A 20,468-nucleotide genomic window follows, 5' to 3' on the forward strand; every position below is an offset into this window, starting at 1 on the left:
GTCCGGGCCGGGGCAGGCGAGCCCGGACGGCTCGACCACCGCGCGCAGCACGCCCCCGCCCGTCGTCGCGCCACCTCGCACGGACGAGATCGGTGCGCCACCGCCTGCGGCCCGGACCAGGCCGGACACCGCGTTGACGAGCGAGCCCAGCGACTCCGAATCCGAGTACTACGACGCGGAATCCGACTTCACGGGCCCCACCGACGCCCAGCGGGTCGAGCAGTTCCGGCCCGGGCCGGGCGAGCGGGAGGGCGGCCGGTACGACATCGAGGCCCTCAAGGACGGCCGCCAGGTGTGGGTCGCGGACCAGCCGTCCGAGCGCGCGGTCTTCCGCCTCGACGACGGCAGCACCGCCGGGATGACCCCCTTCATGGTCAAGAAGTGGTTCTCGGATTCGCCGGATCTCGCGCTGCTGACCGACGGGCTGGGCAGCACCGTCCTCCACGAGCACCTGTACGGGCCGGACGGGGTGCGCAAGGAGTACGGCCTCGACCAGCGCGACGAGTTCATCGCCGATCTCCGCGAGCGGCGGCGCGACTCGTGGTTGGCCGGGCAGCAGGAGGTCGTCACCGCGGTCGACGAGCTGGCGACCTGGGTCACCGACCAGTACCCGCCGGACCAGTACAGCTACGTGGGCCTGGGTCGCAGCCCGGCCCCGGTGGTGGCGGCCCTGCAATCGCTCGGCCACGAGGCGGTCTCGGTGCCGTTGTCGAGCTTCCGCCCCGGGCCGCCGTCGGAGCTGAACTCGATCCTGGACCGCGTGTTCGACCGGCCGGGGGTCGACACCACGCCCCTGTCCGATGCGCAGTGGCAGATGCTGCGCGAGCACTTCCGGGAGTTCGTCGGCACGCCGGATCGCAACATCGTGCTGATCGACTACACCCAGAGCGCGCTCTCGCTGGTCGCGGCGCAGTTCTACCTCCAGCAGCACCTCGGCCCGGGCGTGCAGGTCCACGCGCTGGCGATGCACCAGGACATCAACAGCGGCGACGTCCAGAAGACCTACTCGCAGGCCGCGGTGCCGCTGGCCTACCGGGACGCCCGGACGCTCTGGGAGTGGTACGCGGACAACTGGAACTCGGAGCGCAGCGCGCAGCGCGCGGAGTGGCAGCAGCGGTTCGCGAGCGTCTCGCTCGGCGCCGACGGCCCGTTCGGGGAGCGGGGCAGAACGCTCGGTGAGTCGTTCAAGGAAGAGGCCTTCGACAACCTCGCGGAGTACAGCTCGTACAAGCTCCTCGAACAGGACCCGCAGACCTTCGAGCAGACCCGGCCGAAGCGCCACGAGCAGCAGACCGGCGACATCCCGACGGCGTACCAGGTGCTCGGCGACGCGGTGCGGGAAGGCCGACCGGATGCGCAGGACGACCAGGCGAACCCGGTGGACGTCACCACGGGTGGTTCGGAACCGTCCGCGCAGAACGCGGATTCCGTTGCCGGGGCGGTGGATCGCCGCGCTGCTGCTGCTCCTGCGGCCGGTGATGTCGTCGCGGGTGAGCCTCCGGCGGAGTCGCGGAAGCGGTCGCGCGAGGAGTTCGAGGAGGACGGCCCGGCCACCACCTACGAGCCGTCCCACCAGCGGCCGCTCCCGGAGCGCCTGGTGCCGCCCGCGCAGAGCGACACCGATCAGCTCCTCGCGGCGGTGCCGCCGGGCACCCGGTTCGCCGACCCGGCGAGCTTCGTCGAGCTGATCAACGGGACGCGATCGGAGCAGGGGCGCGACGTCAACTGCGTCGACGCCGCGCTGGCGTTCCACGAGACCTACCAGGGCAACCCGCGGGTCGCCGGTGCGGCGCCGAACGGGGTGCCGCGGAGCGCGGGCACGGCAGCCGCGGAAGGACTCGGCTACGCGCCGGAGCTGTTCAGCCAGGGCCCGTCCGGGCTGGCCGAGGTGATCGACCGGGTCACCCGGGCCGGGCACGGTGCGGATGCGCTGGTGGTCGGCTTTCCCCGCAGCGGTGGGGGACACGCGTGGAACGTGGTCAACCACCACGGCGAGGTGTCCATCGTGGACGCTCAGGCGGGCACGGTCCGGCCGGCGACCACGGACGGCTTCTCCTGGCTGGACCGGGTTTACGCGACTCCGCTGGACGCCGACGGCAACTACGTCGAAGACGCGGCACCGGCGCCGCAACCGCCTGCGAACCCCGACGCCTACGCCACCGCCGAGCACGAGCGGGCGCAGCTGGCCCACGAGATGCGCCGGGCCGCCGCGGCGGGCGAGGAGATCCCGGTGCCCGGCACGAACGGCCGCCTGGTCCCGAGCCTCGGCGGCCTGCGCCTGGTCGGCGCGGCCATCACCGCCGAACTCGCCGCCGACCTGGCCGCCCTGACCAACCGCGACCTGATCGCCCTGGTGATCGGCCCCGACGCCGAACCCCCGGAACCGGACGACGAGCCGCCGCCCGGCCTCGAAGAGCTCAAGTTCCCACCCCGAGGCCGCCCGGAGCGGGTCGGCGCTGCCGAGAGCTGAACCACCGCTGCGGTGAACTCCCGCGGGTCGTGCAGCCGTGTTCTCCGGAGAGCGGAGGAGGCGGAGTGGACGAGTCGATCACCGTGGAGCGCGTTCGGCACGCACTGGTCGTGGGGCGGCTCGACGCGGACGGCGCCGCCGTGCTGCTGGCGGCGAACCTGCCGCCGAAGCGGGATCGCACCTTCGTGGTGGTCGGCACCTCCGCGCTCGACGCGATGAAGCGGCTCGACCCGTGGGTCACCGCGGATCTCGCCGACGAGGCGCGCGGCGATCTGTGCGTGGTGGCACCGGGTTTCGGCGCGATGGGCGACAACGGTGCGCTGCCGCCCGCGAAGCTGCTCGCCGAACGGCTCGGCGTCGAGATCACCGCCCCCGATGGCGATCCCGTCGCGCTCGGCGACGGCAGCCTGTTCGTGCCCGGCCCGAGCCCGGGCTGGGTGTCGTTCCGGCCGGACGGCCGCCGCACCCGCATCGGCGCCCGGCTTCCCGCACCGTGGTGGCAGGACGGGCTGCCGGACCCGGCCGACCACCTCGTCCACGTGCCCGCCGGCCTGTGGCTCCGACGGCCCGGCACCTCGCCCCGGCCCGATGACCGCTTGCTGCGCCGGACGCCCGACCCGGACCGGATGTACGTGGTGCTCGGCGCGCCGGGAGAGCCGCCGCCCGCGGCGGAGTCCGTGGTCGAAGTGCTGCGCGCGCTGCCCGACGAGGGCCGGGACCGGGCGGTCCTGGCCTGCTACGGCTTCGGCGGTGGTGAGCTGATCCGCGACGTGGCCGGTGAGCTGCGCGCGCCGGTGCGGGTGGCGCACGGCGTGCCCGGCGACGACGGCCTGGTGCAGGTCGACGCCGAGGGCGCGGTCCGCTGGCAGCCCTTCGCGGTGGAGAGCGTGTACCGCGACGGCGGCCCGCCGGTGCTGGACCGCTGGCTGGCTCCGGCGTCCCTGGCGATGGTCGAGCCCGGGTCCTACCGGCTGATCGAGGGCTGGCGGGTCGACGTGGTGCCGCGCGGACTCGTCGTGCGGCCGGACGCGGTGCACCTCGACGAGGCCATCACGGCCGCGGATCCCGGCCCGACGGCCGACGTCGTCTTCGCGGCCGAGCGCGCGGTGCCGCCGGAAGTCCTGGCCGCGTTCGACCACCTGGTGCGCGAACTCCCCGCCGCCGCGCGGGAGAGCCTGCGGATCGTCCCGGTCGTCGACCCTTCGGCGCTGGCCGGTGTCGAGGCCGCGGATCGCATCGAGGCCGCCCCCGAGCGCCCCGCGCCGCGCCAGGTGAGCGCCGCACCGGTGGCCCCGCCGAAGGGCGCGGTGATGGTGACACCCGACGGGCGAATCCTGCCCGTCGCCCCGATCCTCGCGGTGCCCGCGCGGCCCGCCCCGAAGAACAACGCCCGCGACCTCCCGGACGTCTCCGCCGAGCTGCCCCCGGCCCGACCGGCTTCGTCGGCGCCGGTGCAGCAGCAGATCCAGCTGCCGGAGGCGCTGCAACCGACCCGGCCGGAGCCGACACCCCCGGCACCGCCGCGCCCACCCGCCCCGACGTGGCCCCCGATCGCCGCTCCCGCGCCGCGGATCGTGCAGGCACCGCACGCGATCCAGGCTCAGCAGGCAGCTTCCGCCCAGCCCGCTTCCGCCCAGCAGGCGCCGCCAGTCGTGCAGGCTCCGCCCCCGGCAGCGAACGCGCCGCTGTGGGGACACCCGCGCTCGGCCCCGGCCGGTGGCCAGCCGCCGTGGATCGGTCAGCTCGACACCGCTCCCGCACGGGCCGAGGCGGAACCGGTGTGGCCGACCGAGACGACGGCACCCGAGCCGCAGGCGGTCACCGAGGAGCGGAGAGCCGACGCAGCAGCGCAGCCGGACGCGAACGACGACAGCAAGGCCCAGCCGGAGGCCACCGACGACCGGAGGACCAGCGCGCTCCCGGCGGAGCCGAGCAGGGCGATACCCGCGACGACGAGCTCGCGGGACTTCCGCTCGATCGGTTCGGCGAGCGCGGTGCCGCCCCCACCGGCAGCGGTCGGCACGTTGCCCGCCAGCACCAAGTCCACAGTGGAACCAGCCGCCAAGTCGGTCGCCGGGCTGCTGCCGAAGCGCGACCTCCCGGCAGCCCAGGCCGTGGAAGTGCCGGAGGACGTGCGCAGCACGCCGGAGCAGCGGCGCGCGATGCGAGCGGCGCTCGGCTCCCGCTACGACGTCGCGACCCGCGCGGTCACCCGGCTCCTCTCCGAGCGGCCCGGCATGCGGTTCGCCTCCGAGGACCGGGCCGCGCTGCTGGCCGAGCTCGCCGTGGTCCGGGTGTTCGCCGACGACCCGGCGGGCGAGTACGACGCCGACTTCTACGTCTGCCTCGCCGACGGCCTGCGCCGGCTGCCGACGGTGCGCACCGTCGTGGTGCGCGGGATCCCGGCGGACACGGCGGTGCGGCCCGAGTCCGTTCTCCGGCTGCCCACCCCGGTGGTCGCCGCCCCGGCGGCGGGCACCGAACCGGTGGGCCCGGCCGAGGCGCTGATCTGGACCACCACCGGCCGCAGGCTGGACGGGCTGCTCGACGAGCCGATCTCGCACCGCGGTGACGTGGTGCTCTCCGGGCACACGAAGCTGCGGGTGCTGGCCGTGGAGTCCGAGCGGATCCTGCTCGCCGAGGACGGAACCGCCCGCGACGCGGCGCTCACCAGGCTCCGCGCCGCCGCTGCCGCGCGGGCCGGCATCGCTGACCAGCAGGCCACCAGCAGGTGGTTCGGCCCGCTCCCGGCGGCTTGAGAGGAGAACCGGTGATCCAGCACCAGGAGTTGCTCGCGCTGGCCGGTCGGGCGCCGGACGGCTGGCTGGCCATCGCCCGCGAAGCGCACGCCGCCGCCGACGAGACCCGCCTCGAGAGCCTGTTCGCCCTGCTCGGCGACGCGAAACCCCAGCAGCACACCTTCGCGCCGGAACCGGACGGCCACGAGGAGGCCGACGGCGCGGTGCTCGCCGCGATCCGGGCCGAGCCCGGCGCGCAGGCGTGCTGGGCCACCACCCGGGGCGGCACCGACCGCGTCTACCTGATCCAGTCCGAAGGCGACCTGACGGCCGCGACCACCGCCGGTCACCGCGCGCTGGCGGGCCTGGCGGACTCACCGCGGGTGGAGGTGTTCGCGCCCGACGACGTCCTGCCCGGCTACCACGAGGACGCGCTGCTGGCCGCGACGCTGCTGTGGTCGGCGGCGCCGGGCCCCGAGGTCCGGGTGGCCCGCACGTTCGACGGCGCCACCGCCGCCGGGCCGTGGTTCGACCCCGGCCACGAGCTCGTGGTGGATCCCGCCGAGCGCAGGCGGCTGCTGGACTTCCTCACCGCGGGCGAAGTCGTGCTGAGCGCGGACGTGCTGATGCTCGACGTGTTCACCGGCACCCGAGCGGTGCCCGCAGGCCTGCGCTCCGACGGCACCTGGGTGTGGTCGGACGCCGCCAAGTACTACCTCGACCGCTACCAGCTGGCGCCCGATGCGGAGCTGGCCGGGCACGCGCTGGCGGGCAGGCCGGGCGGCCGCCTGACCCCGCTGGCCCGCCACCGCGTGCGCGCGGCCTTGACACCCCAGGAGGGCCCATCGTGACGAGCAGGATGTCCGGAGTCCGCTCGGTGCTCGGCGTCTCGCCGACCGAGCCCGACTGCTACCGCACCGTCGGCGACGCGATCAGCTCGGCGCGCGACGGCGACGTGATCGCCATCCGGCCCGGCGTGTACCCGGAGTCGATCGTGCTGGACCGCGACGTGACGCTGTCCGGTTCCGGCTCGCCGGGCGAGGTGCGGATCGAGGCGGCGGGCACCCCGGTGCTGCGGGTGACCGCCGAGCACGCCGAGGTCTCCGGCATCGAGTTCGCGCACTCCGACGGCGAAGTGGCCGTCGACCTGCAGTCCGGTGCGCTGCACCTGGGCGAGTGCGAGGTCGCGGCGGACTCGGAGGTGGCGGTCGTGGTCCGCCGCGGCGCCCAGCTGCGCGCCGACACCACGACGGTGCGCAATCCCGGTGGTGCCGGGGTGCTGGCCTTCGACGGCGGTGCGGCCCAGCTGACCGGCTGCACGATCACCTCCGTGAGCACCACCGCGGTGGTCGCCCGCTCCGGCGGCGTCCCGGTGCTGGTGGACTGCGCGGTGACGGAGGCGAAGGGCGCGGTGCTCGCCGCCGACGGCGGGCGCGGCGAGCTGCGCAACTGCCGGATCAGCGACATCGCGGGCACCGCGATCGTGGTCGAGGAGCGCAGCGAGCTGATCGTCACCGGCACCGAGGTGTCCGCTGTGGACGGTGTGGGCGTGCTGTCGGCGAGCGGTTCGCGCCCGGTGCTGCGCGACTGCCGGCTGCTCGGCACCAGCGCGCAGGCCGTCGTGGTGGTGCAGGAATCGGCCGTCGAGCTGGAGCGGGTGACCGTCGACGGAGCGCGCGGGCACGCGGTGCAGGTCCTGGAGGGATCGACCGCCGACCTGTCCGAGTGCGTGCTCACCGGCACCGGCCACGACGCCGTGGTCGCCGGTGCGGACGGCACGATCCGGCTGGTGGCCTGCGAGATCACCGGTGGCGCCGGCAACGGCGTGCTGGTCGAGCGGCAGGCCGCGGTGACCGTGCGCGACACCTCGGTCGTCGGCACCGCGGCCACCGGCCTGCTCGCCACCGACCAGGCCCGGCTGGTCGTCGACGGCGGCGAGGTGCGCGAGTGCCAGACCGGCGTGGTGTGGCGCGGGCACGCCGACGGTTCGATCACCGGCTGCGGTGTGCGCGACAACCTGGGCGACGGCATCGCGGTGCAGTCCGACCAGCCGGTGGAGGTGAGCGGCTGCGCCGCCGAGCGCAACCTCGGCACCGACGTCCGGCTGCCCGGCGGCGAGGTCCCGGCGCTGGTCGAGGAGACCGCCGCGGCCCCGGCACCGGCCCCGGTCGAGCCCGGCGACACCGAAGAGCTGGACGACCTGCTCGCGGAGCTGGACGCGCTCGTCGGCCTGGACGGCGTCAAGCGCGAGGTGGAGACGCTGGTGCGGCTGCACCAGATGTCCGAGCGCCGGGCGGCTGCGGGCCTGCCGTCGCCGCCGCTGTCCCGGCACCTGGTGTTCACCGGCGCACCCGGCACCGGCAAGACCACCGTGGCCCGGCTCTACGGCCGGATCCTCACCGCGCTCGGCGTGCTGCGCTCCGGCCAGCTGGTCGAGGTGGCGCGGCCGGACCTGGTCGCATCGGTGGTCGGCGGCACCGCGATCAAGACCACCGAGATGTTCACCAAGGCGATCGGCGGCGTGCTGTTCATCGACGAGGCCTACACGCTGTCGGCGGGCAACAACGGCGGTGGCGGCCCGGACTTCGGCCGGGAGGCGATCGACACGCTGGTGAAGCTGATGGAGGACCACCGCGACGAGGTGGTGGTGATCGTCGCCGGCTACACCAACGACATGCGCTCGTTCCTCGCGGCGAACCCGGGGCTGTCCTCGCGCTTCTCCCGCACCATCGAGTTCGCCGACTACTCCTCGGCGGAGCTGGTCACCATCGTCGAGGGCCTGTGCCGCGGGCACGACTACCGGCTGGAGTTCGAGACCAGGGCGGCGCTGCACGCCTACTTCACGAACCTGCCGCGCGACGCGGCGTTCGGCAACGGCCGCACGGCCCGCAAGGTGTTCGAGGAGATGCTCGGCCGCCAGGCCTACCGGCTCGCCGACGACCTCGACGCCGGGCACGTCGCGCTGACCAGGCTGCTGCCGGAGGACCTCGGCCCGCTGCCCGGTTCCTCGGTCGGGGCGGGCGCGGGCCGGGTGGACGAGGAGCGCATCGACCAGCTGCTCGGCACCCTGCAGGCGCTGGTGGGCCTGGACGAGGTGAAGGCGGAGGTGTCGGCGATGGTCGACCTGCTCACCTCGGCGCGGCGCAGGCAGGCCGCCGGGCTGCCGGTGCCGTCGGTGAGCAGGCACCTGATCTTCGCGGGCCCGCCCGGTACCGGCAAGACGACGGTGGCCCGCCTCTACGGCTCGCTGCTGGCCGCGCTCGGCGTCCTGGCCCAGGGGCAGGTCACCGAGGTCGCGCGCGCGGACCTGGTCGGCGAGTACATCGGGCACACCGCGCGCCGCACGACCGAGGCGTTCGACCGCGCGCGCGGCGGCGTGCTGTTCATCGACGAGGCCTACACGCTGTCGTCGAGCAAGGGCGGTGGCAACGACTTCGGCCGCGAGGCGATCGACACGCTGGTGAAGCTGATGGAGGACCACCGCGACGAGGTGGTGGTGATCGCGGCGGGCTACGAGCGGGAGATGGAGGGCTTCCTCGCGGCGAACCCCGGTCTGTCGTCCCGGTTCTCGCACCGCGTGCGCTTCGCCGACTACACGCCCGACGAGCTGGTCACGATCGTCAACCAGCACGCCACCGACACCGGCTACGAGTGCACCGGCCCGACGGTGGCGGCCCTGCGCACCCACTTCGCGACGATGAGCCGCGGCGAGTCCTTCGGCAACGGCCGCTACGCCCGCCAGGTCCTGGACGAGACGATCGCCCACCACGCCCGCCGCACCCGCTCCCTGACCGAACCCACGATGGACGACCTCTGCCTGCTCCTGCCCGAAGACGTCCCCGGCCCCCAGCACCGCACGGCCGGAGCCTGAACCACAGGTACGGCGGCGGGAGTTGCTCGGTCTCCACAGACCCGTGAGTGCTTTGTGGGGCTATAGCACCACAAAACACTCACGGGTACTGAACAGGGGAAACGGATCCGGCGAAGTCGCAACGCCCCGGGGTCAGGCCGCGAGCGGCTGCGCGGAGACCGATTCGCGGAGCGTGCGCATGGCGTTGTGCAGGCGGCTCTTCACCGTGCCCGGCGGGACGCCGAGGACCTTGGCCGCCGAAGCCGCCGTGCGGTCGGCGTAGTAGACCTCCAGCACGGTGTCGCGGTGCGCGGGGGAGAGGGTTTCGAGCATCGCGCGGACGACGATCCTCGTCTCGACCTGGTCGTTGGCGCTGGGCGCCACCGCCGCGTACTCCAGGTCCTGCTCGGGCAGGCCGACCTCGGTCGGCCGGGCGCGGCGGCTGCGGTGCTGGTCGATGGCGATGTTGTGCGCGACCCGCAGCAGCCAGCCGCGGACCGAGCCCAGGTTCTCGGTGAGCCGGTCCAGGTTGCGCCAGGCCCGCACCCAGGTCTCCTGCACGACGTCCTCGGCGGCGAACCGATCGCCGTTGGTCAGACGTGTGACATATGCGTGCAGAGCATCGCCGTGGGCCCGCATCACGTCTTCGAGCTGAACACTGGGCATTGCCGCTCCCGCCGTATCGCCTGCTGACTACGACAGCAAGCGTCGCGGCCCGGAGCGGAACCGTCGCTGGGTTTGTCCCTCCAGCTCAAGGGGTTATCCCGCCTTCTCAGGTAGGGATAACCCCCCGTGCACTACGACAACGCGGAGCAGGGCGTGGCTTCGGGGCTGGTGGCCGCGCCCGCTACCCAGGTGATGTTGCGGAAGGTCGCGTCGAACGGGCCCTGGGCGAAGACCAGGAACGCGGTGTTGACCCGCTTCGGGTCCAGGCCCTTCTCGGTGAAGCAGCGCAGCGGGATGGTGACCTTCGCCTGCTGGCCGACGGGCAGGCCGCGGAAGAGCCCGGTGGCGTCCAGCTCGGCTCCGCACGGGTAGCCGCAGTGCGTGGCGACCGACGCCGAACCGCTCAGCGGCTGGTTCACCACCACGTCGAACACCAGCGCTCCGTCGTTGTCGGCGTAGGACGACAGGTCCCGGGTGTTGTTGCCGGTCTGCAGGTAGACCTGGGCCTCCTCGGCGCTCTTCCACTGCACCTGCAACCCGTTTCCGGTGGTCGCGGAGATCCCGGCGTGGCCGGCGCTGTGCCCGATCACCTCGGTGCCGTCCCACTTCTCCTGCGAGGCGATGAAGGCCCGGTAGGGCCCGGTGGTGTCGTCGTCGAACACCAGCAGCGGATCGGGCACCCGGGCGCCCTGCACCGCGCTGGCGTCCGAAGTGGACGATTCCGGTGCCGGGGCCCTGGTGCTCGCCGCGGTGTTGACGTCGGGCCCGTTGCTGACGAGCAGGACGCCGCCGACCACCGCGGCGACCACCGCAGCCGCGGCGGCGGGCACCAGCCAGCGGCGGCGCTTCGGCGCGCTGCGCGCGGGCTCGGCGGCCTGCGCCGGTCGCGGCGCCGGAGCGGTGAGCGCGCGGGTCCCGATCGTCGCCGCGCCGAGGGCGACGGTGAACTTCGGGTGGTGCGCCATCCGCACCGGCTTGTCGAACTGCTCGAAGACCAGCTGCGTGACCAGCGGAACTCGCGAGGAACCACCGGCGAGCAGCACCGCGGACAGGTCGTCGCCCCGCAGCCCGGCCGAGGCCACCGTGCGGCGCAGCGCGTCGACGGCGACCTCCACCGACGGCCGGATCGCGGCGTTGAACTCCTGGCGCGTGATCGTCAGCTCGCGCGGTCCCGACGGCAGCGCGACGTTGAGCGCCACGTCCGGCTCGGTGGACAGGTCGATCTTGGCGCGCACGCACTGCGCGCGGATCTGCGCGAGCGCGGCGGCAGCCGCCGGATCGGCCGGGTCGAGCCTGCTGATCGCCCCGTCGAGGCGTTCGTCGAAGTGGGCCAGCAGCGCGTCGTCGAAGTCCATGCCGCCGAGGTGCTCGACGCCTTCCGGCGTGCCGAGGATCTCCATCCCGTCGCTGCGCATCCGCAGGACGGTGGTGTCCAGCGTGCCGCCGCCGAGGTCGAAGACCGCGACGACCTCGCCCTCGCCGAGCGCCCGCTCCCGGCTGTAGTGCGTGGCAGCGGCTTCCGGCTCCGTGATCACCTGCACGTTCTCGACACCGGCCAGCCGCGGCACCTCGGCGAACTGCTCCCGCCGGTAGGGGCCCCAGATCGCCGGGCAGGTCAGCACGATCGACGCGGGCGGCCCGCCCATGTGCGCGCGGACCTGGTCGAGGACGGCGCGCAGCTGCGCGGCCATCAGCGCGCTCGGCGAGTAGGTGGCGCCACCGAGCACCAGGGGCGTCGGGTCGCCGAGCCTGCGCTTGAACCCGCGGCCGAGCCGCGCCGGATCACCGTCGGCCGCTGCTGCGGCGGCGCCGGTCAGCAGAGTTCCGTCCGGCGCGTGGTAGGCCAGAGACGGGACGACGATATCCCGGGACAACGGCACCATCCTCGTTCCCGCCGCATCGCCGACGGCGGCGGATGTGAACGTTGTGCCGAGGTCGATCCCCATCGCGTACGACACGCCACCTCCTGTGAACCCCGTGCTGCCGTCCGACCGAACCGCAGGCCTGGACGATCGTCCCCCAATGTAGGCCGCGCCCGGTCGCCGCGGGTTGATCGTGCGAGGCGACTTGATTGCGGTTCGGGACACGACGGTGGGGATATCCCTACCGTTGCGGAGGGGCCGCACCCTTGTCAAAGGCCGGCCTCGCGACGACGCTGGCAACGGTGCACCGCCTGGTTCGTTGGTTCCGCTGGTCCGCGGCAGCGCTGCCGACGCCGATCCGGCCACCCGGCCGCACCAACGTCCGCCAGCGCTACCAGCTGGAGCGCCTGCTGCACGACGGCGCGGTGGCCGAGATCTCCGCGCTGGCGCTGGAACTCGGCATGATCTCCGACACAACCCGCGATGCGGAAGCCGCCGCACGGGTGGCGGCGGCCCAGAACCGGGTCACCGGGATCCTGGACGACCTGCGCCGCGTCGAGGCGATGATCTACCCGCCGGTGCTGGCCGGCGCGGGCCTGGGACCGGGGCTGCGGGCGGTCGCCGAGCGGCTCGACCTGCGGCTGCTGCTCGACCTGCCGCGGACCGCGCTCGGCGGGCAGGCGCGGGCGCGGATCGGTCTGCTGATCGCCGATCACCTCCACACGTTGCGGCCCGGTAGCGTAGTGGGCGTGCGGGTGCGGGGACGTCGGATCGTTCGGGTGAGCATCACCGATCAACAGCCGGGCGGGTCGGCCCGCCGGGCCCACCGGGCGGTGCTGCGGTGCGAGTAGCGATCGCCGAGGACGGCGCCCTGTTCCGGGAGGGCCTGGTGCTGCTGCTGCAGGCCGCCGGGCACGAGGTCGTGGGCTGCTTCGAGGACGGGGACGCGCTGGTCGCCGCGGTGGCCACCGATCCGGTCGACGTCGCGATCCTGGACATCCGGATGCCGCCGGGCCCCACCGGCGGGCTCGTCGCGGCCGAGCGCGTGCGCGCGCTGCACCCGGACGTCGGGTTGCTGCTGCTGTCGCACTACGCCGAGACGCACTACCTGATGCGGGTGCTGGAGATCGGCGCGGACCGGATCGGCTACCGGCTCAAGGAGCGCGTGGCCGGGGTGAAGGTGCTCGGCGACACGCTGGACCGGATCGCCGCGGGCGAGATCGTCATCGAACCGGTGCTGGCCCGCCGGCTGGTGCAGGGCGGCGCGGCCCAGACCGACAGCGCGATCAGCAAGCTCAGCGAGCGGGAGACCGACGTGCTGCGGCTGATGGCGGAGGGGCGCGCGAACAACGCGATCGCCCAGGAGCTCTACATCTCGGCGAAGGCCGTGGAGAAGAACATCGCGGCGATCTTCACCAAGCTCGGCCTGCCCGGCGACGCGACGGTGCACCACCGCCGCGTGCTCGCCGTGCTCGCGTACCTGCAGGCCCAGCGGATCGACGGGTCGATGCGTTGAGCGGTGGGCTGGTCCGGCGCTGGCTGTCCACTTCGGGCCGCCCGCCGCACGAGATCGCCGCCGCCGAACCGCCCGAGCGCCTGGCCGCGGCCCTCGTCCGCAACCTCGCGGAATGCACCGGCGGGAAGACCGCCTACGCGGTGCCGACCGAGCGGAGCCACGTCGTCGTCGAGTCCTGGCCGCCGGGCCTGTCCGGCGTCGCCGACGCGGTCGGCGCGGAGCAGGTCGGTTCGACGGGCGGTGCGCTCTTCGTCATCGCCCCGGGCAAGTGGGACGACGCGGCGCGCGCCCTGCTCCGCGACACCGCGGCCTGGCTCGACGTGGCGGTCCAGCTGGCGCGCCTGCACGTCGACCACGCCGCAGCCGACCAGCGCGCCCGCCGGCTGAACGCGGAGCTGAACAGCGCCCGCGCGCGGCTGGCGCGGGTCCGGGACCTGGAGCGGCACCGGCTGGTCCAGGCGATCACCGCGACGACCCTGCGCGATCTCGGCGAGGTGCGGAAGTCGTTGCGCGCGGTCACCGAAGAGGGCACCGAACGCGCCGCGGCCGTGCTGGAGGACCTCATCGACGACTTCCGGTCGGTGGTGCGCGGGGTGTTCCCGGCGATGCTGCCCGACCGCGGCCCGCGCGCGGCGCTGGAGGAGCTGGCGGCGACGCTGCCGCGCGCGGTCAGCTTCGAGGGCGATCTCGGCCGCCGGGCGGGCTGGCAGCTGGAGTCGGGCTTCTACCACGCGGTCGCGGCGGCGCTGAACCTGTTGGCGGGCAAGGCATCCGCGCACCCGCTGACGGTGACCTTCGGCCGCGACGACGCGCTGCGCGCCAGGATCCACGCGCCGGGCGCGCCCGCCGAAGCGGAACTGCGCTACGCGCTCGGCCAGGACGTCGAGCGGCTCGCGGTGCTGGGCGGAGGCATGGAGTGCGTGGTCGTCGACGGCGCGGCGGTCATCACCGTCCGGCTCGCGGAGCGCGTCGAGCTGGCCCCGCCCGCCGTCGACCCGGCCGAGCTGGAGCGCAGCGCCGTCTACCGCAAGGTGCGAGAACTGGTGCGCCAGGGGCAGGCCGCCGTCGGCGGAGCGCCGGGGAGAGCGGAGTGGGACGCCGTCGCGGAGCGGCTGACCATGCCACCGCGCCTCGCCGTGGTGGGCCCCGGCGGGGACATCAAGGGCGGCGCGCTCGCCTCGATCATCGTCTTCGACACCCCGGCGGACCGGGAGCTGGCGGAGGAGCTCCGCGCCGACGACGACCCGCGCGGTGGCGTGGACGGCGTCCTGTGCCGGGTCCCGGCCGCACCGGAGTTCCGCGAAGCGCTGCTGACCGGGCGAAACCGCGTGGTCCTGGCGGAATCCGGTTCGGTCGGGTCGCTGGCGGCGAGGCTCGCCGCGCACGGCCCGGTCATCGCGGCGCGCCGGGCGGTGGTGGCGATGCGCGAGCTGGTCCGCGGCCTGCCCGCCGGTCACCAGCTGCGCTGGGCGGTCGAGCGGGTGGGCGCCGACGCCCACGAGTTCGCCGAGCTGGACCTCCTCGACGACCTCGAAAGAGGCGGTGTCCTGCGCGTTGCGGCCACCGCGGCGGCCCGGCTGCTCGGCGCCGACGGGATCGACCCGCGCACCAGGCTGGGCCTGCCGCCCAGCGCGACCGACGAGGAAGTGCTGACCGCGGCCCGAGCAGCGGTGACCCGCTGGCGCGCGCACGCCGAGCACCCGGCGAACGGCAGCCGCGACCGAGCGGCCTGCGAGGTGCTGGTGCGCACCGCGGAAGGCCTGCTCGCCCCGAAGGGCACGGCCTGCTAGACGGGCACGACGCCGCTGACGGTGGTGCCCGCGCCGGGCGCGGAGCGAACCTCCACGACCCCGCCGACCGACGCGGCCCGCGCGGTGAGGTTGGGCAGGCCGGTGCTCGCCGCGAAACCCGGTCCGTCATCGGAGACGGCGAAGGCCAAACCCTCGTAGCTGTCCCACGCGGTGACGGTGACCCGCGCCCCCGCGGCGTGCTTGCGAGCGTTGTTCACGGCTTCGAGCACGACGTAGTAGACGGCCGACTCGACCGGCGTCGGGTAGCGGCGCCGCAAGCCATCGAGATCGAGCGAGACGACGCCGTGCCGGGCCAGCTCGGTGCGCAGCGCAGCGGCGAGCCCGTCGGCGGCGAGCACATCGGGCAGGATCCCGGCGGCGGTCTCGACGAGCACCCGCTCGGCGTCGTCGAGCTGACCCATCAGCTTCGCGACGTGCTCCTGGCCCTGCCCGGTGCTGAGCGCGTGCTCGGCGAGCGCCAGCGACATCCGCAGCGCCACCAGCTGGTGCTGAGCGCCGTCGTGCAGATCGCGCTCCAGCCCGCGCCGCTCGGCCTCCATCTCGGCGGCGGCCCGCCACCGGTCGTCGACCAGCGCCCGCGCAGCCGAATCCCCGGCCCGCCGCGCGTGATCGGTCTCCCGGGCCAACCGGATCATCGCGACGGGAGCCCCGAGCACCGCGGCAACGGACGCGACCGGCCCAACGCTCTCGGGAGCCGCGGCGAGCACCCCGCACACCGAGCCGCCGTAGGAGATGTCCTGCTCGACCCAGGAATCGCCAGCGCGCCACTGGAACCGCTGCCCCCCGATGACGAGAGCGCACCCGGAAGCCCCCAGGGCGGAGCCGACGACCTGGGCGAGCGCAACGGGATCGAGAACCCGCCCACCTCGACCGAGGTGGGCGGTGATGGCCTCGGCGGCACGCCGCTCCCGCATCCGCACCCCGAGCACGTTACCGAACGAGAACGTCCACCCCGCTCCGTGCTCAGCGCGCAGCGGTGCCGCCCCGGGACTCGGCTTCCAGGAGCGCGAGCAGTCCGGGGAACCTCTTCTCGACGTCCGCGCGCCGCAGCCGGATGCCCTTGCGGTTGCCGTAGTCGATCTCGTCGATGAGGCCCGCCTCGCGCAGGACCCGGAAGTGGTGGGTCTGGGTCTGCTTCGAGATCGGCAGGTTGAACGAGTTGCAGCCCCGTTCGCCGTCGCTGCGGTCGGCGGCCAGCTCCGTCATCACCGAACGGCGGTGCTCGTCGGCGAGGGCGCGCAACACCGCACCCAGATCGAGCGCGTCGGCCTCCGGGCCGACCAGGTCCGTCCCGGCCACGCGGCACCTCCTTCAGGTACGACTTGAATCGTACCTCAGCCCGTGCTCTACTGAGGTACGAAATTGATCGTACCTTCGCTCGTGAGAGGTCCTCGCCATGAAGAAGCCCGAGGTGCTCGTGGTCGGAGCCGGAATCGCGGGGCCCGCGCTCGCGCACTGGCTCTCCCGGAACGGGTACCGGCCGACGGTCGTCGAACAGGCCCGGCAGCTGCGCTCCGGTGGTAGCGCGATCGTCGTGAAGGGGCCCGCGATCCCGGTCGCCGAGCGCATGGGCGTCCTCCCGCAGCTCCGCGGGCTCGCCACCCGCAACCGGTCGCTGACCCTGCTCGACCCCGCCGGCAGGCGAATCCTGCAACTCCCGGGCGCCTCCGGCGGGGCGCCGGCGGTCGAGGTGACCCGGGCCGACCTGTCCGAGGTGCTCCACCGGTCGGCGCGGGACGAGGCCGAGTTCTTGTTCGACGACACGGTCACCGCTCTCGACCAGGACGGAGGCGGGGTCGACGTCACCTTCCGGCGGTCCGCGCCGCGTCGCTTCGACCTGGTGGTCGGTGCCGACGGGATGCACTCCGCCGTGCGGAGCCTGGTGTTCGGGCCCGAGCGGCAGTTCGCGAGCGACCTGGGCCTGTACGGCGCGACCGTCCCGCTGGAACCCGACGCCATCGAGGATCCGAGCGAGCTGACGATGCTGACCGCGCCGAACCGGATGCTGGTCGTCCATCCCTCGCGGACCACTCCGCTGGCGATCTTCACCTTCCGCGCCGCACGGCCAGCGCCCCACGACCGCAAGAACACCGCCCTGCACAAGCAGATCGTGGCCGAGGCCTACGCCGACGTGCGGTGGCGGGCACCGGAACTCGTGGCGGCGTACCTGGAGCACCCGGCTCCGTTCTTCGACCCGCTGACCACCGTCCGGATGCCCTCGTGGTCCCGCGGGCGGGTCGTGCTGGTCGGGGACGCGGCGGCGGCGACGGCACTGCTGGGCGACGGGTCCAGCATGGCGATGGCGGGTGCGCACGCCCTCGCGGAAGAGCTGGCCGCCCATCCCGGTGAGCACGCCCGCGCCTTCGCCGCGTACGAGTCGCGGCTCCGCCGTGAAGTGGGCCCGCGGCAGCGACGCGTCGGTCCGCTCTCCAGGCTCCTGGTGCCCCGCACCCGGCAGGGCCTCGCGGTGCGCAACGCGGTGGCCCGCGCGGTCGGCCGCACGAACCGGATCGCCTCTCGCGAACCCGTGAACCGGTAGACCGGGTGGTGGGGCCGGAGGGACTCGAACCCTCACTGGCTAGGACCTAAACCTAGTGCCTCTGCCAATTGGGCTACGGCCCCCAGCTGGGAGACAGCCTAGCCGGTGGGGTGATCTTGGTCTGCGGGGTGTGTCCGGGGTGGTGCGGTGCGCGACACGCCAACCGCTGGTGCGTCGCCGGTTCGCCGGTGCTCTACGGTTGTCAGCAGCCAGGTGAATGGGTGAGGAGGACACGTGGCTCGTGATCCGGACGCCATCGAGCGCGACATCGAGCAGGCGCGCGAAGCGCTTGCCACCACTTTGGACCAGCTGAGCGTGAAGGCGCACCCGCAGCGGTTCGTCGAGGCGGGCAAGGCCAGCGTGCAGGAGAAGCTCAACGATCCGCGGGTGCGCTACGCGCTGATCGGGGTCGGTGCCCTGGTCGCCGTCGTAGTGGTGCGCAAGCTGTTCCGGTGAGACCCGTGGGCCCTTCCGACAGGGCCCGCGGGTTCCCACCGCCCGCGTTCAGCTCGTCGTCACCGGGTCGCCCAGGCGGATCTCGCCGGGCGCGGTGACGCGCATGATGACGCCGAACTTGTTGTCGTGGCGGCCGATCAGGTGGGTCTGCAGATCCCGCCAGCGCTCCCGGCCTGCGGCGTCCCAGCTCGGCACCGCGCAGCGGATGCACGGCCCGGCGTGGTCGCCGGTGACCTCCAGCTCCACCGCACCGGCGGTGAGCGTCGCGCCGGGCTCCCACAGCTCCTCGGCGAAGGCGGGCAGGTCCGCCTCGACGTGCAGGTTCGTCCGGAACCGGCGCAGGTCGACCTCGGCGCCCAGTTCCTCGCCCAGCTCGGCGCGCGACGCCTCGAAGGTGACCAGCACGGTCGGGCCGCGATCCTGCTGGCCGTCGGCCGCGCGGAGGCTCAGCGGAATGCCCAGGGACTCGGCGAGCGCATCGCCTAGCTCCGGGTCCTGCCAGTTCCAGATCGCGCCGTCCGGGGCGTGCAGCTGCGGCGGTTCCGCCGGGTCGGCCGTTTCGCCGTAGGCGGCGCCCCAGCCGAGCATGGCCGGGTTCTGCCGGACGGTGAGGACGTTGCCCGCGCGGGTCGGGCGCTCGTCGCGCAGCGCGTGAGCGCGGTCGCCCGCCATGCCGCGGTGGTCGAACCTGGCCGCCCGGACCGGTTCACCGCGCAACGACTTCACCGGCCACCGATGGAGCTCCGCAACCGTTCCCAGCGCCACCCGATCCTCCGTTCCCGAGCCCGGGCTCCACCCTAGCTCGGACGGCGGAGCGGATCAGCCGTGCAGCAGCGGCAGCAGCGCTTCGGTAACCAGCCGGTCCACGAAGCCGGTGTCGAGCGGCTCGTCGGTGAGCATCAGCCGGTATATGAGGCAGGCCCCGGTGATCTCCACGACGGTGTCTATCGGTGCGTCCGCGCGGATCTCGCCGCGCTGCACCCCGCGCTCGACGAGGCGGCGCAGGACGTCGCGCTGCGGGAGCAGGAACGACTCGCGGAACGCGGCGGCCAGCTCGGGCTCGTGCGGCAGCTCGCCGACCAGCGCCTGGGCGGCCTTGCCGACCGGACCGGTGAGGAACGAGGCGAAGCTGCGCAGGAAGTCGCCGAGGTCGGCTTCGATCGATCCCCGGTCGGGTTCCGGGATGTTGCGCTGGACCAGCTGGGTGCAGGTGTCGATGACCAGGTCCAGCTTGGAGTCCCAGCGCCGGTAGATGGTGGCCTTGCCCGCGCGCGCGTGCGCGGCGACCGCGTCCATGGTCAGCGCCCGGTAGCCGACCTGGGACAGCACCTCCATCGCGGCTTGGCGCAGCGCGGCGTCGCGGGAGGCGTCCCGCGGTCGCCCCCGGCCGACCGGCCGGGCCTGCTCGGCGCTGGCCAAGGTCTCCTCCTCGCGTGCACTGCTCGTGGGCGCGTTCACGACCGTCATCCTAAGCTCCGGGCCGGGTCGAGGTTGGGTCCGCGAACGGCGTGAGCTGCTGCGCAGGCCGTTCGCGGGTGTCGGTCCACTGTGCACGCGTTCGCGGCGCACCGCGCGGTCACCCGCCGGGCTGGGCGGTGACGCCGTGCCGGGCCTGGAGGTAGGCGGTGGTGAAGGCGAACCCGTCGCCGTCGAGCAGGTGGATCACGATCCTGCCGACCGAGCTCGGCGCGAGCTGCTCGATGAGCTGGTCGGCCTGGTCGCGGGCGGCGATCAGGCCGGGGGCGCGGGCGCTGCGCTGATCGGCGTCGGTGGTGACGGTGACCAGCCAGTCGTCGCCTTCGGGCAGGTAGTTGGCGGTGATGTGTCCGTTTGCCATGGACGCCTCCTGCTCTGGCTTTCTCGGGCGCTGGTGTGACGTCCCGGCCCGGCAGCGGTGACGCGGTTCCCGGACCGGTCCCGCGTGGCCGCCGACTCTACGTGCCCGCTCGCGGCAGGTCTTCGGGACGGTCCACGTCGAACCCGGCGGAGATGTCGTCGCAGGGCACCAGCGCCACCTCGCGGTCGCGCAGGTAGCCGCGAGCCCCGGCATCGCCGGTCGCGGCGGCCCGCGCCCCGGCCCAGTGCTCGCGCCCGAGCAGCACCGGGTGGCTCCGCCTGCCGCCGTGCGCGGCGGCGGCGAGCGCGGACGGCCCCGCCAGCTCGGCGACGCGGCGCACGGCCGCCGCCCCGATGCCCGGCATGTCGACCGGAAGCACCACGGCAGCATCGGCATCAGTGCTGGTCAGAGCGTCGAGTGCGACCCGCAGCGAGGATCCCATCCCGGTGTCCCACTCGGGGTTCAGCACCACCGCGGCCCCGGTCAGATCGGCGCGCTCGCGCACCTCGTCGGCGGCGGCTCCGAGCACCACGACGACCGGCGAGCACCCGCCGTCCGCGAGCACCCGGGCGGCCCGCTCGACCAGCAACGCCCCCTCGTGCTCGACCAGCGCCTTGGGCATCCCGAACCGCCGTCCGGCCCCGCCGGCCAGCACCACTCCCGCGACCTCCACCCCCACCACGCTACCCACCCGGCCCCAACGCGCGTTTCCACCTGATCAGG

The 20,468-nt window shown here is 74.0% G+C and carries 17 protein-coding genes and 1 tRNA gene; 9 read left to right on the forward strand and 9 right to left on the reverse strand.

Features of this window, described 5'->3' with window-relative positions:
- The 4 genes from OU416_RS39510 to OU416_RS39525 all read left to right on the forward strand — a co-directional run.
- Positions 1-2,470 (forward strand): toxin glutamine deamidase domain-containing protein (locus tag OU416_RS39510; RefSeq protein WP_270932226.1); only part of this gene is annotated, 2,470 nt, incomplete at its 5' end.
- Between the two features lie 65 nt (positions 2,471-2,535).
- A complete protein-coding gene (locus tag OU416_RS39515; protein ID WP_270932227.1) occupies positions 2,536-5,229 on the forward strand; it encodes a hypothetical protein in 2,694 nt (897 codons plus the stop codon).
- A gap of 11 nt (positions 5,230-5,240) precedes the next feature.
- A complete protein-coding gene (locus OU416_RS39520) occupies positions 5,241-6,059 on the forward strand; it encodes a hypothetical protein (RefSeq protein ID WP_270932228.1) in 819 nt (272 codons plus the stop codon).
- On the forward strand, positions 6,056-9,079 hold the full coding sequence (locus OU416_RS39525) for an AAA family ATPase (protein WP_270932229.1): 3,024 nt from the start codon (positions 6,056-6,058) through the stop codon (positions 9,077-9,079). The genes OU416_RS39520 and OU416_RS39525 overlap by 4 nt, the downstream gene beginning before the upstream one ends.
- Before the next feature lie 132 nt (positions 9,080-9,211).
- On the opposite strand, the gene OU416_RS39530 is transcribed toward OU416_RS39525, so the two are convergent.
- Together OU416_RS39530 and OU416_RS39535 are read right to left on the reverse strand one after the other, a co-directional pair.
- Complete coding sequence (locus tag OU416_RS39530) at positions 9,212-9,724, reverse strand: sigma-70 family RNA polymerase sigma factor (RefSeq protein WP_270932230.1); 513 nt, start codon at positions 9,722-9,724, stop codon at positions 9,212-9,214.
- Between the two features lie 131 nt (positions 9,725-9,855).
- Entirely contained in the window at positions 9,856-11,682 is a 1,827-nt protein-coding gene (locus OU416_RS39535) for an Hsp70 family protein (RefSeq protein WP_270932231.1), read from the reverse strand.
- Positions 11,683-11,852: 170 nt separating this feature from the next.
- Between OU416_RS39535 and OU416_RS39540 the strand changes: the two genes are divergently transcribed.
- Genes OU416_RS39540 through OU416_RS39550 form a run of 3 tightly spaced genes read left to right on the forward strand, consistent with a single transcriptional unit; the run spans position 11,853 to position 14,892 of the window.
- The gene (locus tag OU416_RS39540; protein ID WP_270932232.1) at positions 11,853-12,437 is read left to right on the forward strand and encodes a histidine kinase; all 585 of its coding nucleotides are present in this window, start codon (positions 11,853-11,855) and stop codon (positions 12,435-12,437) included.
- Complete coding sequence (locus tag OU416_RS39545; protein WP_270932233.1) at positions 12,428-13,102, forward strand: response regulator transcription factor; 675 nt, start codon at positions 12,428-12,430, stop codon at positions 13,100-13,102. The genes OU416_RS39540 and OU416_RS39545 overlap by 10 nt, the downstream gene beginning before the upstream one ends.
- On the forward strand, positions 13,099-14,892 hold the full coding sequence (locus tag OU416_RS39550; protein ID WP_270932234.1) for an ATP-binding protein: 1,794 nt from the start codon (positions 13,099-13,101) through the stop codon (positions 14,890-14,892). The genes OU416_RS39545 and OU416_RS39550 overlap by 4 nt, the downstream gene beginning before the upstream one ends.
- Here OU416_RS39550 and OU416_RS39555 read toward each other — a convergent pair.
- Entirely contained in the window at positions 14,889-15,827 is a 939-nt protein-coding gene (locus OU416_RS39555; RefSeq protein ID WP_270932260.1) for a sensor histidine kinase, read from the reverse strand. The genes OU416_RS39550 and OU416_RS39555 overlap by 4 nt on opposite strands.
- A gap of 49 nt (positions 15,828-15,876) precedes the next feature.
- A complete protein-coding gene (locus OU416_RS39560) occupies positions 15,877-16,212 on the reverse strand; it encodes an ArsR/SmtB family transcription factor (RefSeq protein ID WP_270932235.1) in 336 nt (111 codons plus the stop codon).
- 97 nt (positions 16,213-16,309) lie between these two features.
- On the opposite strand from OU416_RS39560, the gene OU416_RS39565 reads away from it, so the two are divergent.
- On the forward strand, positions 16,310-17,452 hold the full coding sequence (locus OU416_RS39565; RefSeq protein WP_270932236.1) for an FAD-dependent monooxygenase: 1,143 nt from the start codon (positions 16,310-16,312) through the stop codon (positions 17,450-17,452).
- 6 nt (positions 17,453-17,458) lie between these two features.
- Here the strand turns inward: OU416_RS39565 and OU416_RS39570 are convergent.
- Positions 17,459-17,535, reverse strand: a tRNA-Leu gene (locus OU416_RS39570).
- Positions 17,536-17,686: 151 nt separating this feature from the next.
- On the opposite strand from OU416_RS39570, the gene OU416_RS39575 reads away from it, so the two are divergent.
- The gene (locus tag OU416_RS39575) at positions 17,687-17,908 is read left to right on the forward strand and encodes a DUF3618 domain-containing protein (RefSeq protein WP_093157736.1); all 222 of its coding nucleotides are present in this window, start codon (positions 17,687-17,689) and stop codon (positions 17,906-17,908) included.
- Between the two features lie 48 nt (positions 17,909-17,956).
- Here the strand turns inward: OU416_RS39575 and OU416_RS39580 are convergent, their stop codons facing one another.
- From OU416_RS39580 to OU416_RS39595, 4 genes are all read right to left on the reverse strand, one after another.
- On the reverse strand, positions 17,957-18,673 hold the full coding sequence (locus OU416_RS39580) for an MOSC domain-containing protein (protein ID WP_270932237.1): 717 nt from the start codon (positions 18,671-18,673) through the stop codon (positions 17,957-17,959).
- Between the two features lie 54 nt (positions 18,674-18,727).
- Positions 18,728-19,366 (reverse strand): TetR/AcrR family transcriptional regulator, encoded by a 639-nt coding sequence (locus tag OU416_RS39585; RefSeq protein ID WP_372907228.1) that lies wholly within the window; start codon positions 19,364-19,366, stop codon positions 18,728-18,730.
- Between the two features lie 118 nt (positions 19,367-19,484).
- Complete coding sequence (locus OU416_RS39590; RefSeq protein WP_270932239.1) at positions 19,485-19,745, reverse strand: hypothetical protein; 261 nt, start codon at positions 19,743-19,745, stop codon at positions 19,485-19,487.
- 97 nt (positions 19,746-19,842) lie between these two features.
- On the reverse strand, positions 19,843-20,418 hold the full coding sequence (locus tag OU416_RS39595; RefSeq protein ID WP_270932240.1) for a nucleotidyltransferase family protein: 576 nt from the start codon (positions 20,416-20,418) through the stop codon (positions 19,843-19,845).
- Between the last annotated feature and the right edge of the window lie 50 nt (positions 20,419-20,468).

The organism is Saccharopolyspora indica (assembly GCF_027853965.1).
GTDB lineage: Bacteria > Actinomycetota > Actinomycetes > Mycobacteriales > Pseudonocardiaceae > Saccharopolyspora > Saccharopolyspora indica.

Coding starts and splice junctions, on each gene's coding strand:
- OU416_RS39530 (WP_270932230.1), bottom strand. CDS start 9,724: ATGCCCAGTGTTCAGCTCGAAGACGTGATGCGGGCCCACGGCGATGCT.
- OU416_RS39555 (WP_270932260.1), bottom strand. CDS start 15,827: ATGCGGGAGCGGCGTGCCGCCGAGGCCATCACCGCCCACCTCGGTCGA.
- OU416_RS39565 (WP_270932236.1), top strand. CDS start 16,310: ATGAAGAAGCCCGAGGTGCTCGTGGTCGGAGCCGGAATCGCGGGGCCC.
- OU416_RS39590 (WP_270932239.1), bottom strand. CDS start 19,745: ATGGCAAACGGACACATCACCGCCAACTACCTGCCCGAAGGCGACGAC.